Source organism: Rhizobium sp. USDA 4016 (assembly GCF_056279705.1).
In genome coordinates, this window is record NZ_JBWCCY010000002.1 from 2,486,092 (window position 1) to 2,498,140 (window position 12,049).

General features: G+C 57.5%; 13 protein-coding genes. 7 read left to right on the forward strand and 6 right to left on the reverse strand.

Going from position 1 to position 12,049, the window contains the following annotated elements; genetic code table 11:
• The first annotated feature begins 52 nt into the window (after window positions 1–52).
• Window positions 53–916 (forward strand): fumarylacetoacetate hydrolase family protein, encoded by an 864-nt coding sequence (locus ACZ9DP_RS12985; RefSeq protein ID WP_476202112.1) that lies wholly within the window; start codon window positions 53–55, stop codon window positions 914–916.
• Between the two features lie 208 nt (window positions 917–1,124).
• On the opposite strand, the gene ACZ9DP_RS12990 is transcribed toward ACZ9DP_RS12985, so the two are convergent.
• Window positions 1,125–2,129 carry a LysR family transcriptional regulator gene (locus ACZ9DP_RS12990; protein ID WP_476202113.1) on the reverse strand — a complete coding sequence of 335 codons (1,005 nt, stop codon included), beginning with the start codon at window positions 2,127–2,129 and terminating at the stop codon, window positions 1,125–1,127.
• Between the two features lie 820 nt (window positions 2,130–2,949).
• Here ACZ9DP_RS12990 and ACZ9DP_RS12995 point away from each other — a divergent pair.
• From ACZ9DP_RS12995 to ACZ9DP_RS13020, 6 genes are all read left to right on the forward strand, one after another.
• The gene (locus ACZ9DP_RS12995) at window positions 2,950–4,215 is read left to right on the forward strand and encodes a sugar ABC transporter substrate-binding protein (RefSeq protein ID WP_476202115.1); all 1,266 of its coding nucleotides are present in this window, start codon (window positions 2,950–2,952) and stop codon (window positions 4,213–4,215) included.
• 19 nt (window positions 4,216–4,234) lie between these two features.
• A complete protein-coding gene (locus ACZ9DP_RS13000) occupies window positions 4,235–5,752 on the forward strand; it encodes a sugar ABC transporter ATP-binding protein (RefSeq protein ID WP_476202284.1) in 1,518 nt (505 codons plus the stop codon).
• A 26-nt stretch (window positions 5,753–5,778) separates the two neighbouring features.
• The gene (locus ACZ9DP_RS13005) at window positions 5,779–6,768 is read left to right on the forward strand and encodes an ABC transporter permease (protein WP_476202117.1); all 990 of its coding nucleotides are present in this window, start codon (window positions 5,779–5,781) and stop codon (window positions 6,766–6,768) included.
• A 284-nt stretch (window positions 6,769–7,052) separates the two neighbouring features.
• Entirely contained in the window at window positions 7,053–8,534 is a 1,482-nt protein-coding gene (locus ACZ9DP_RS13010) for an aldehyde dehydrogenase (RefSeq protein WP_476202118.1), read from the forward strand.
• A gap of 425 nt (window positions 8,535–8,959) precedes the next feature.
• Window positions 8,960–9,235: a cyclophilin-like fold protein gene (locus ACZ9DP_RS13015; protein ID WP_476202120.1), complete on the forward strand. Its 276-nt coding sequence runs from the start codon at window positions 8,960–8,962 to the stop codon at window positions 9,233–9,235.
• A 10-nt stretch (window positions 9,236–9,245) separates the two neighbouring features.
• On the forward strand, window positions 9,246–9,617 hold the full coding sequence (locus tag ACZ9DP_RS13020; RefSeq protein WP_476202121.1) for a DUF2255 family protein: 372 nt from the start codon (window positions 9,246–9,248) through the stop codon (window positions 9,615–9,617).
• A 68-nt stretch (window positions 9,618–9,685) separates the two neighbouring features.
• On the opposite strand, the gene ACZ9DP_RS13025 is transcribed toward ACZ9DP_RS13020, so the two are convergent.
• The 5 genes from ACZ9DP_RS13025 to ACZ9DP_RS13045 all read right to left on the reverse strand — a co-directional run.
• Window positions 9,686–10,177: a hypothetical protein gene (locus tag ACZ9DP_RS13025; protein WP_476202123.1), complete on the reverse strand. Its 492-nt coding sequence runs from the start codon at window positions 10,175–10,177 to the stop codon at window positions 9,686–9,688.
• Window positions 10,178–10,252: 75 nt separating this feature from the next.
• Window positions 10,253–10,828, reverse strand: coding sequence for a DUF6152 family protein (locus tag ACZ9DP_RS13030; RefSeq protein WP_476202125.1), 576 nt, complete (start codon window positions 10,826–10,828; stop codon window positions 10,253–10,255).
• Window positions 10,812–11,045: a tautomerase family protein gene (locus ACZ9DP_RS13035; RefSeq protein ID WP_476202127.1), complete on the reverse strand. Its 234-nt coding sequence runs from the start codon at window positions 11,043–11,045 to the stop codon at window positions 10,812–10,814. Before ACZ9DP_RS13035 ends, ACZ9DP_RS13030 begins: the two co-directional genes overlap by 17 nt.
• A 59-nt stretch (window positions 11,046–11,104) precedes the next feature.
• Complete coding sequence (locus tag ACZ9DP_RS13040; protein WP_476202128.1) at window positions 11,105–11,569, reverse strand: (R)-mandelonitrile lyase; 465 nt, start codon at window positions 11,567–11,569, stop codon at window positions 11,105–11,107.
• Window positions 11,570–11,658: 89 nt separating this feature from the next.
• Window positions 11,659–12,049: (R)-mandelonitrile lyase (locus ACZ9DP_RS13045; RefSeq protein WP_476202129.1), on the reverse strand; the 391-nt coding region annotated here is incomplete at its 5' end.

Genomic DNA, 12,049 nt, shown 5'->3' on the forward strand with positions numbered 1-12,049 from the left:
GGCGCGGCAGCGCGCCAATTCCGCACCCCTTCCTCTTTGTGTATGTGACATCATGAAAGTAGCTAGATTTGTAGGCGCCGGCCAATCGAGGGTCGGTATCGTGGATGCCGAAGCCGCCCGCATCTATCCCCTGGATGAGAAACTGAGCAGCGTCATCGATTTGATCAGGGTTACGGCCGCCGGGTTTTCGTATGGCAGACCTGACAATGCAGGCATTCCCTTGGACACTGTTCGGCTGCTTGCGCCGATAATTCCAGAACGCAACATCTTTTGCGTCGGCAAGAATTACTACGCGCATGCCAAGGAATTCTCCGGAAGCGGTTTCGAAGCTGGTGCCGTCAAGGGCCAGGAGATTGATGAATTCCCAGCGATCTTCAGCAAGCCGCCGAGCACGGTCGTAGGCCCGGACGATATGGTCGAGATGCATCCGCAAGCCACGTCAGCCGTCGATTACGAGGCTGAGCTTGCCTTGGTGATCGGAACCCCCGGTCGTAATATCTCAGAAGAAGATGCGCTGAAGCACATCTGGGGATATACGATCATAAACGACGTTACGGCCCGGGATCGTCAGCGCAATCATAAGCAATGGCTGGCTGGAAAGGGGCTTGATACCTTCTGCCCAATGGGGCCGTGGATTGTGACCGCCGACGAAGTCGATGCAACCAACCTGGACATCGAATGCCACGTCAACGGCGAGCTTCGCCAGAAGGCCAACACCGGTGACCTGATCTTCAAAATTCCGCAGCTCGTCGCTGCGATTTCCGCTGGACTGACTTTGCAGGCCGGTGACGTCATCGCAACCGGTACACCTGCAGGCGTCGGGATCGGATTCAATCCGCCGCGTTTCTTGAAGGCGGGGGATCGGGTTGAGATTTCTATTGGGGGTATCGGCACCCTCGCCAACTCGTTTGGCTGAGATAACCAATGGGGCCGCTCATCGGGCCCCATTTTTTGCCAGCCAGCCTGTGTCTGTCCCGACGCCGATCAATAGAGCCGAAGCCCCTCGGCGAGCGAGGCCGGATTTTTAACTTCGGGGCATGTCTAAGCTTCAGAGCCGAACACATTTTCATTCGATGCGTTCGGGCTGGAGGCTGTCTGCCTGAGCCTTTTGTTGCCGACGAGCATCACGCCGCATTTGGAGTGAGGTTCGTGTCGGTCTCTATTGCTTCATCAAGAACGGCATGACCGCGGGTACGGGTGTCTGGACGTCGGCAGAGCTCCTGTCCTACGGCTTCAACCAGGCCTATCAGGTCACGGCTCGGCTCGTCCAGGTGATAGCCATCACGGAAGAAGACCGCGATATTCCGGTGCAGCACCGGGTCACTGATGTCCAGGCTGCATATTCGTCCGTCGGCCAATTCCTGGCGGACGGCATGTGCCGGAAGGACGGCAAGATGGTCGCTGTCAATGACAAGCGATTTCAGCAGGGTGACCGAACCGCACACGGTCATTTGATCTGGCGGGGCCAACTTCGCTACCCTTAGGGCCGCATCCAGAATTGAATGGGAGCGTCGAGCAGTCGGGCATACCCAAGGATAACTAACGAGAGTTTCCCAATTCAGATCCCGGGCGGTACTCAGCGGATGCTCCGCCCTGGCAATAACGAGAAGTTGGTCGCGGAACAGCACGCGTTGCCGCAAGCCTTCTTCCAGATCATAGCATTCAGTGAAGCCGATCACAAAATCAAACTCGCGTCGCAGCAGGCCGATCAAAAGATCGATTTGAGGACTTTCGACAACCTGAAGGTCACGGTCAACATGAGACTCACGCCACCGACTAAGGGCCATTGGCATAATAGTGCTGGCCAGGCTCGGCAGGCTACCAACGCGAATGGATGGCGGGTGGCCCCCGTGCAAATTCAACAAGGCGCGTTCTGCCAATCCGATTTCATCGCGGATCAAGCGCGCGTGACAGTAGAGGACCTCGCCGATTGTCGTCGGTACCACACCGGTGGGACTTCGCTCCAAGACCCGCATGCCCAATTCCGCCTCCAGCCTGCTCATCGACGTGGATAGTGCCGGCTGAGACACCTCCAGCACTTTGGCGGCGCTTTTAAAGCTGCCGTTCTCGATGATGGAAGCAAGGTAGAGAAGCTTTTTAGGATCGATGTTCAAATGGTTCGAGTGCATGGGCTCCTCCCTAACCGCCTGCTTCAATCATCCGTAACGCATCTGACCGTTTGGACTTCGCTTCTGCGTAATTCGGGGCCAGGCCGTGCATGCAAATGGACCTGGCCGGGCACGACGCACTCGCAGATCCGTCAGACCGCCTGAAAGACGCTTGTTTCATCGTTCTTCGGTACACCGAGCGACCCGAATGGCCCGCTTCATCTCTGTCAAACATGTCAGATAATCTCCTCCAGTTTTATGCTTACCGCGCCGGTTCACCGAATGCACATGGTATTTAGGGATGGCGCTCAACTTCCGTCCGGTTTCGGGCACTGCTTGTGACAATGCGCGAGGTTGCCAAATGCCCGCCGAGCAAATTTTCGCCTCCGTGCGCCTGCCAATGGTGCTGAAGGACGCGGCTTTGACCGCTCAGCCCTGTGCGGATGGAGGTGTCAGCTCGCTTTTTGAAGCGTTGGGCAGGGTGCGAACTGCCGCCAAGGCGTGGCGATCGTTCCGTTGCTGCTTGCGCCAACCAGAAAGCTTGCGACAAAATCGGACACGCACTCGACAAACAAACGTTTCCAGCAAGCAGGTGCTCGCTCTCCTCCCAAGCCAGCCTCGCCATCGCGTCCCACTGAAGCTGCCTCCCTTACCATTCGGACCCTCGATCCTGAAACAAGCAGACCGCACCTCCGATGAAATTCAAGCGAAATGTTGACGGTCGCCGACTGAGACGCACGGGGGTATTGATTTAGTTATACCCTCTGGCCCTCGATCCTTGCTCGCTCCTGCAAGCAGGGATAACAACAAGCGATCGTCAAAGATTTTCTGGGAGGAGAACATGGTGGACGACAAGGAACTCAGGATTATTACGGCTATTCATTCCATGGATGAAGGGATGAGCCGACGAACCTTGATGAAGCTTGCTGGAGCTGCCGGCATTTCGCTGGCAATGACCCCGGCGGTCTCGAGGGTCGCAGGTGCCGCAGAGGTCATTCGCGGCAAAATGGCCAGTATCGGCATCAGCCCGGCGATTGATTTCTGGTCTATTTGGGCGCGGGCCTTTGCCAAGGTTACTGCCGATCTCGGGCTGGAAGCCGTAGATTTCTCCCATGAGTGCGACACGGCGCGGGGTCTTTCCCAGGTTCGAAGCCTGAACGCCAGTTCGACCAAGATGCTGATCGGCTTGATCTGCCCGGACGGCGCGCTTCCGACGCTGACGAAGATGTGTGAACAGAATGAGATCTTCTACACGGCTTGCTGGGATTCGCCCTCATGGTTCACGCCGCCGGATATTGGCGATCACTATGTTTCGTTCCTGACACCCAATTCGATCCAAGAATCCTACGAAGTCGCGAAGATCCTGATCAACAGCATCGGCGGTGAAGGCAAGATCGCCCACATCGCCGGCGTCGTTGCCGCGACTGACACCTATCGGCATGTTGGTCTGATGAAGGCTGCAGCGGAGCATCCTGGAATCGAGATCGTTTCCGGCATCAGAGCCAACTGGGATCGCCAGCTTGCTCGCAATGCGACGATTTCCATTCTTGCTGCGCATCCGGACATCAAAGGGGTCTTTGCTGCAGCCGACGACATGGCCTTCGGCGTTCTTACCGTCTTGCGCGAGCGCAAGCTCGACCACATCAAGGTTGCCGCGATTGTCGGCCTGCCTGAAGGTCTGACGGAAATCGCCAAAGGCGAGCATTTCGTGGCGACAGCAAGTGACCTTCCGCCCTACATGTGCGGATACTCTGCGGTCATGACGTTCGATGCCCTGAATGGTTGGAAGCCAAAGCTGGGCGAGCGAATGCTCAATTACGGATCGATCCTTGTTACACCGGACAACGCCGAAGCGGTGAACAAGAAAATCTATGCCGACGATGCGAAGCCTTACGACTGGGTCCGCATGAGCCGGACCCTGCATCCCGACGATTGGGATCCGCAGAACAAAATAACGGCAATCGACCCGGAGGTGTTCTGGGCGGAATTCCCGGAAGGCAAAGAAAAGCTCAACTCGATCTATCAAGGCGCGAAAGACCGTGGCGAGTTTTCGCAAGTGGATGCGACATTCGCGGAGCACTACAAGACCGGTCCCATGAAGTCGTGATGAGATGGTGATGGAAAGTATGATCCCCGCACTGGAACTCACTGGCGTAACAAAGCGATATGGACCGATCACGGCATTGCGTTCGGTTGATCTCGTGTTGAAGCGAACCGGTATCCTTGGTCTCGTTGGTGAGAACGGTGCGGGCAAATCGACTCTCATTTCCATCATCAACGGCACGGCACGCCCGACGGAAGGGAGTGTACGGGTCCATGGGCAGGAACTGGACGTTGGACACCCGGCGGAAGCGGCGCACAGGGGTGTTGCAACCGTCTTCCAGGAACAGGGTTTGATTGGCTCTCTGCCTGTCTACGAAAACATTCTGCTCGGACGGGAAAAGGAGTTCGCCCGGGCAGGAATTCTCAACCGCTCTAAGATGATCAAGCTTTCCAAGGATGTGCTTGATGATCTTGAGGTCGATATCGATCCCACGGCGATAACGGGCAATCTCAACTTCGGTCAGCGGCAACTCGTGGAAATTGCCAAGGCCTTCGCGCTCGGACGCATCTATCCCGTCGAACCGATTATTCTTCTCGACGAGCCGACCAGTGCGCTTTCAGATGCTGAAAGACAGCTTCTGTTCAACTCGATCCGGCGATGGCGCGGCAAGGCATCAATCATATTTGTTTCGCATCATCTGTCGGATGTGTTCGCGGTCTGCGACGACGTCGCCGCCCTCAAGGATGGGGCCATAACCGGTCAATGGTCGATCGATGAAGCTACTCCCGATCTTCTCCACGAAGCGATTGTTGGGCGCCGCAGGACGGTTGGCTACTACAAGGAAAGTGAACAGCGCGAGGAATTGGGACAGGTTGTCCTGAGCATTCGTGATTTGGAAGTGCCAGATCAGCTTCACAGTCTATCCTTGGACGTCAAATCCGGAGAGATTGTCGGCGTCGCTGGCGTCATGGGGTCGGGCAAGTCAGCTCTTGGACACGCCATCACCGGCGCGGTTCGGTCATTCAAGGGCGAGATTGAGGTCGATGGCAAGTCGATCAAGCCCGGGTCCAGGCTGTCGGCTCTGAGGGCGGACGTGGGATTTGTGCCAGCTGAGCGTAATACGGCTGGCGTTATAGGCATGCACTCCATCGAATGGAACTTGGTATTGCCCGCCCTAAAGTCCTTCTACGCGGGCAAGTTGCCCTTACTGTCTGCAAAAAAGCAGGCAGAAGCGTCCGATCATTGGATCGAAAGGCTGAGGGTCAAGACAAACTCCCGAACCAATCAGATCCGCAATCTTTCTGGCGGAAATGCCCAAAAGGTGGTCTTCGCCAAATGGTTGGCGCGCGGTGTCAAGGTTCTTGTGCTCGACGATCCGGGGCGCGGCCTAGACGTTGGTGCGAAGGAGGAGATCTACGCGCTTTTGCGACAACTCACCAAGGATGGCGTGGCGATTGTTCTGATATCAGACAACCTGCCGGAGATCATCGGTCTGTCCAACCGAGTAATCACTTTGAAGGGCGGTGCTAGAACCGCCGAGATAGACGCACCTGCACACGACAAGCCCGACGAAAAGCTCGTTGTGTCCGGCATGGTCTAAAACACTCTCGAGGAAAGGCGCCTAACTTGTCGAACTCAAACGAAAACACATTGGTGGCGGGCCATCAATCGCGCTCTTGGATACCGAAGAACCTGGTTTCGATTTATCCGCTCCTTGTCGTCTTTGGGTTGATCCTGCTGTTTACGCTGCGCAACCCGAATTTCGCGACCTTCGACAATGCGATCAATATCGGTCAGCAGTCCTCCATACTGCTTCTGGTGTCGCTGGCCGGAACTATCGTCATCTTGATTGGTTCGATCGATCTCTCGGTTGGTGCTATTCTCACGCTTGCCGGTATCGTCGGTGCCACGTTGATGGACAGTATCGGACCGATCCCGGCCATTGGTGCAGCGGTTGCCACCGGGATCCTCATCGGGATCATCAACGGCGCCACCATGATCGTCCTCAAGGTCCCATCGTTCTTGGTGACACTTGGCATGATGTCTGTGCTGTCTGGGATCACCAATATGATCTGCAACGGATCGTCGGTATTTTTTATGGACTCGAGCCTGACGGATTTTCTTAACGGCAAGCTCGCTCTTGGCATTCCGAGCATCATTCTTGTGGCTTTGGTTGTTACCGCCCTTCAGGTATTGATTTCCTTCAAGACCATCCTCGGGCGCTATCTCTTCGCCATCGGCGGGGGCGAGCTCGTTGCAGCAAACTCCGGAGTGCCCGTCAATCGATACAAGATGTATGCCTTTATGATGTCGGGGGGGCTTGCGGGATTGGCAGGGGTTTTCCTGGCGGCACAGATCGGCGCGGCGACCCCTGTCGCGGGCAGTAACATGCTGCTGGATTCCATCGCAGCCATCGTGATGGGCGGTACGGCTCTATCAGGCGGTATCGGTGGGCCGCACCGAACCCTCCTGGGCGTGCTCGTCGTCGCAATTCTATCCAACGGGATGGATGTCACCGAGGTGAGCAGCTTCACGCAGCAGGTCGTCAAAGGCCTGGTGATCATCCTGGCCGTCGCATCGACGATTGATCGGCGCAAGTACGAGTTCATCAAATGAACGATGTTGATACAGTGCAGACGACAGTCGGCGCCCGCCCCCCCCGAGATGAAACGCGCGTGCTCTTAGCCTGTCCGACGGATGCCGGAAAAGCATTTGTGATCGCTTTGATGGCCCTGACGGCATCTGCCCCAGCTTTGGCGACTGCCGTGGCAAGGCGAGGGTTGCCACAGATTGCGCATTGCGTGTTTCGATCCTCCGCTCGGCGTGAAGGCCGTGAGGACTTAGCACTGGATAGACTTCGCCACGGCCACTAGGGCCCTGCGGTGACAAGAGGACGCAAGATGACAAAATACCAGCTTTTTATTGACGGTGAATATGAGGATCCCAGCAACGGTGAATGGCTGGACTCGGTTGATCCCTATCGAGGTGTTGCGTGGGCGCAGATTCCGCGTGGCACGGACAAGGACGCTTCAAAAGCTGTCGCCGCAGCCAAACGGGCGATGACCAGCGGCCCGTGGGCGACGATGTCCGCATCCGAACGCGGCAAAATCATGCGCCGGGTCGGCGACCTTGTCGCCAGTCATGCAGAACGTCTTGCAGAGATCGAAGTGCGGGACAATGGTAAGCTGCTCGGAGAGATACAGGGCCAGATGGCCTACATCGCCGACTGCTGGCACTATTACGCCGGACTTTGCGATAAGGTCGAAGGGTTGTGCGTGCCGGTTGAGAAATCGCAGACCTTTGCCTTCACCACGCGTGAGCCAGTCGGCGTGGTCGCTGCGCTGACAGCCTGGAACTCTCCTGTGTGGTTTGCAACCATCAAGGCTGCGCCGGCCATGGCGGCCGGTTGCGCGGTCGTCGTCAAACCATCGGAGTTCGCGTCGTCGAGCACATTGGAACTGGGTGCGCTGATGAAAGAGGCAGGGGTGCCGAATGGTGTGTTCAATGTCGTTACGGGTCTGGGACAGGAAGTAGGCGCCACGCTGGTCAGCCATCCGGATGTCGCCAAAGTTACGTTCACGGGTTCGGACGAGACCGGGATCAAAGTTTACGAGACGGCTGCGCGCACCATGAAGCGTGTGTCGCTCGAGCTTGGCGGCAAATCGCCCAACATCGTGTTCGAGGATGCTGACCTGGATGCGGCCGCCTCGGGGGTGGTATCTGGCATATTCGGTGCCGCCGGCCAGATGTGCACAGCAGGATCGCGCCTTCTGGTCCAGAATTCGATCAAGGATGCTTTCACCGAAACGCTGCTCGGCATCGCGCGTAGCATTCGACTTGGCGATCCGATGGATCCCGCGACCAACGTGGGCCCGATTGCAACACCGCCACAGTATCAAAAGGTCCTGCGCTACATAGACATAGCAACGGCTGACGGTGCTCGGTGCATTCTAGGTGGAAAACCAGCGGAGGGCCCGGGCGTGACAGGCGGGCAGTTTGTCCAGCCGACCATCTTCGCCGACGTGAAGAACGATATGCGCATTGCTCAGGAAGAAGTTTTCGGGCCGATACTTTCGATCATCGGCTTTGATGATGAAGACCAAGCAGTCGAGATCGGCAACGATGTTGCTTTCGGTCTTGTCGCCGGCGTCTGGACGAGAGATATCGGCCGCGCGCTTCGCATGTCCAAGGCTCTCAAAGTCGGAAACGTTTGGGTCAACACTTATCGCGCATACAGCTACATGATGCCTTTTGGCGGAACGAAAAGATCCGGCCTCGGCCGTGAGGGTGGCATTGAGTCCGTTTACGAGTACCTTGAGACCAAGAGCGTGATGATCTCGACTGCTGAAAGTGCTCCGACAAACCTGTTTGTCATGCGGTGATCGCCTGCCCCCGGAGCGTTAAAACATTAGCGCTCGTGCGATCTGCTGTAATGGCTATTGAGATCACGCATACTCTGGCCGGAAGCGACACGTGTTGGTTCCGGCCGGTTACCTTCGGAATGACCGCGGCGCACAGCCCAGGCATTGCCAGCTTATTTATGAGCCTGCCATATAAGTGTTAGCAAGCGTGGCGCATTAACGTTTGCCGGCGGTCGGGTTACATTGCACCGGCAAGGATGTGACGACCGCCTAGCAAAGTGTCCAGAGTCCCGTTCGAAAACGACGAGGATCCGGCCGGCGATGTTGCCCTCGTCAATTGCGTCGCGGCAACTGTGGCGCTTTTGGAGGATTTTATGAAAATCGCAATCAGGACGCCCGACTCCGTTTTAACTGGGCTTGGACGATGCCGCTTAAGGCGTTTCGCAATGCTCTTGCCGCTGTCGCTCGAACGCGAGGACTATGCTTCGACCGAAAAGGTAGCCGACCTGCCCACGAAGCTGCCGCTCGATGATATGCCGTCAGGCTTCGAGCCGACCGCGGGCGACATCGCCCACTACGCTCCCTGGGGAAACATCGCCATTTTTCATAAAGGGTTCCGATACTCCGCCGGCTTGGTGAAGCTGGGTGCAATCGAGACGGGGCTCGAGGCTTTGAAGCGGCCGGGCAAGGTGCCTGTGACCATCGAGCGGATGAGTGACTAGGGAGATTGTTGTGCCTTGGAAGAATGAAGACCTTGATAGGATCGGCGAGACGGACGACCTCCACGTATCGCCATTGCGTGAGGACGGTCAGACCTTTGGGACGCCCACGTGGATCTGGTCGGTCGTCGTCGACGGATCGCTTTACGTGCGCGCTTACAACGGTCTGAGATCACGCTGGTATCAGGCAGCACTTCGAGAGCGCAACGGCCGGATCACGGCCGCCGGAAAGACCTTTGACGTCGTCTTCGAACCCGTGGAGGGCGCCATTAGCGAGCAAATCGACGAGGCCTATCGAGCCAAATATTCAAAATCCAGCTACCTGGCGTCCATGATTGGAGCGCGCGCCCGAGCCGCGACGGTGAAGATTACGCCGCGGCAATAAGCTACTATTCACTCGTTGGCGGCTTAGAAGCATCGCATACCGGTGTCGATGAACTCTTGCCCATCCCTTCAGTAGGCTAAGAACCGACCGGCGACGATCACGCCGGACCATGTCAGGGCGGAGATGATCGCGCCGATTTTGGCAAGTAGCGGAGGTTGGACGCCGATGTCCCACCGCTCGACGGTTCGATAGACGCCGCCATGGAAAACGGCGATGTTGACCGCAGCCACGGCAATAAGACCGAATTTCCATGGTGCGGCCGGACTGGCAACGACCCCTCGGGCAATACCAACGAGCATAAGAAGTCCGGTCGTGGCGACGAGAGCGAAGCCGGCATGCGAAAGAGGCAGAAGATAGCGCGAGACGATCCGTACAGGAAGCACGTCGCGACCGGCGCCGAGAAGGCGGAGGTCCACTGCAATGGCCGATCCGACCATCAGCGCGATGCCAAGCACGTGCAGGCTTTCGAGGACCGGATAAAGGCTGGGTGTCGTGCGCACAAAGTCGCCCAATGTTGTTCGCTCGAGCGTAAGAGAGACTTCCATCAACCATTCAGCCATCGATGCTCTCCAAAGCGCCGAAGCCGGGACTTGCCCACCGGCGCACGGCTCCTCCGCCGGTTTGGCCTTCGAGGGTCAAGGGTTCTGCTGCGGGACGGGTTCGGGTGACTGCGGGAATGCGGTCAACTGCTGCCAGACGCCCTGCCCGTTTTCGAGCCAGAACATGACGGGACGTAGCTCGTCCCCTCCACTGGCATCGAGGTATCCGACGGCTTCGATTTTTTCGCCCACTTCCAGCGGCCGATCCAGACCCCAGCGTTCCATCCAGCCAGGTCCGGCGAGAACGAGGTGAAGCTCCTTGAACTCGCCTTCATAAGGTCGTGCGGATGCCATGGTCAGACGACCATTGCTCTCGTCCGCGCCCGGAGGAAGCGCTCGGCCGGACCAGCCGGAAGGAAGCTGGGTTGCCTCGATTTTAAGCCTGACCTCGCTGTGAGGGTTGCCCCAGCGCACATCGGTGATTGTTCCCGCGATGTAGTAGGCGTAACGGGTGTCGAATGTTCCCCAACCATGATGGGCCCGCACTGGCGTCGCCGGGGTCAACGCCAGTACTGACGCTAAAACCGTGACCGCAAGAAGAGCTGCAATGAATTTGGGCATGATGAATACCTCTTTGGAAGCCTGGAAGGCGCCGTTACTTGAGCGGGTCATATCCCGGTTTTTTATAGATGATGTCCGATCTGCCCAATATGTCTGGCTTGTAGACCTCCTCGGTCCAGTCGGACATCGGAACATCCTGGACAGCAACCGAAACGTCGCCATCGGAACTGCCGATCGTCTCCATGACGGCGTCCGCTAGCTTTCTCGCCAGAACTTGCTTTTGCTGTTCTGATCGACCCGCGGCCAGTTTCAACAGAATGTGGGGCATCTGAATTTCCCTGAAAGTTCGATGTCGGTCTTAGCTGTCGCGCTGTGCTTCTGGAGAAGTCAGTCGCGATATTGTTCGTCGGTGACCTTTTCCATCCAGTCGACGTTCTTGCCGTCAACGACCTCTGTGACGGCGATGTGGCTCATCGCGCTATTGTCGGTCGCCCCATGCCAGTGCTTCACGCCTGCGGGTGTCCAGACGACATCGCCCGGCTTGAGTTCGCGCTTCTCGCCGCCCTCCTCCTGCACCCATCCGGTTCCCGAGACCACGATCAGGGTCTGTCCCGCGGGGTGGGTGTGCCAAGCGCTTCGTGCACCGGTGTCGAACATCACAAGTCCGCCTCCGGTGTTGGAGTGCTGCGCAGCCGAAAAAAGCGGAGTGACCTCGACCTTTCCGGTGAAGTTCTCGGCCGATCCTGCAGCAGATGTCGCGCTCTCGGCTTTGCGGATTTCCATGTTCTCGCCGTGAGCCGACGCGGCGCTCAAGAGGGCCAACGACAAGATGGTCGCTGCAAGTGTCTTCATGTTGTTTTCCTTTGCTCTTATCCTAATTGGCCTACCGATGCTGGCACCGGCGATGGAAACGACCTCGTCCTTGGTACCTTCGGCCATGATCACTTGCCATGATACTGTTCGTCGGTCACATGTTCCATCCAGTCGACGATCTTGCCGTCGAGATTCTCCTGGATGGCTATGTGAGACATCGCCGTCGTGGCGGAAGCACCATGCCAATGCTTCTCGCCTGGCTCAAACCAGACGACATCGCCCGGTCTGATCTCCTCGATGGGTCCGCTCTCGCGTTGCACGAGGCCGAAACCGGATACGACGATCAGCGTTTGCCCAAGAGGATGGGTATGCCAGGCGGTGCGGGCGCCCGGTTCAAATGTCACGCAGCCGGCCGCGCCGCGCCGCGCGTCGTTGGCGGCAAACAATGGATCGATACGCACTGTGCCGGTGAACCATTCAGTCGGGCCTTTGCCCGAAGGCTTCGTTCCGTTTCTTGAG

Coding starts and splice junctions, on each gene's coding strand:
- ACZ9DP_RS12985 (WP_476202112.1), top strand. CDS start 53: ATGAAAGTAGCTAGATTTGTAGGCGCCGGCCAATCGAGGGTCGGTATC.
- ACZ9DP_RS12990 (WP_476202113.1), bottom strand. CDS start 2,129: ATGCACTCGAACCATTTGAACATCGATCCTAAAAAGCTTCTCTACCTT.
- ACZ9DP_RS12995 (WP_476202115.1), top strand. CDS start 2,950: ATGGTGGACGACAAGGAACTCAGGATTATTACGGCTATTCATTCCATG.
- ACZ9DP_RS13000 (WP_476202284.1), top strand. CDS start 4,235: ATGATCCCCGCACTGGAACTCACTGGCGTAACAAAGCGATATGGACCG.
- ACZ9DP_RS13010 (WP_476202118.1), top strand. CDS start 7,053: ATGACAAAATACCAGCTTTTTATTGACGGTGAATATGAGGATCCCAGC.
- ACZ9DP_RS13015 (WP_476202120.1), top strand. CDS start 8,960: ATGCTCTTGCCGCTGTCGCTCGAACGCGAGGACTATGCTTCGACCGAA.
- ACZ9DP_RS13025 (WP_476202123.1), bottom strand. CDS start 10,177: ATGGCTGAATGGTTGATGGAAGTCTCTCTTACGCTCGAGCGAACAACA.
- ACZ9DP_RS13030 (WP_476202125.1), bottom strand. CDS start 10,828: ATGACCCGCTCAAGTAACGGCGCCTTCCAGGCTTCCAAAGAGGTATTC.
- ACZ9DP_RS13035 (WP_476202127.1), bottom strand. CDS start 11,045: ATGCCCCACATTCTGTTGAAACTGGCCGCGGGTCGATCAGAACAGCAA.
- ACZ9DP_RS13040 (WP_476202128.1), bottom strand. CDS start 11,569: ATGAAGACACTTGCAGCGACCATCTTGTCGTTGGCCCTCTTGAGCGCC.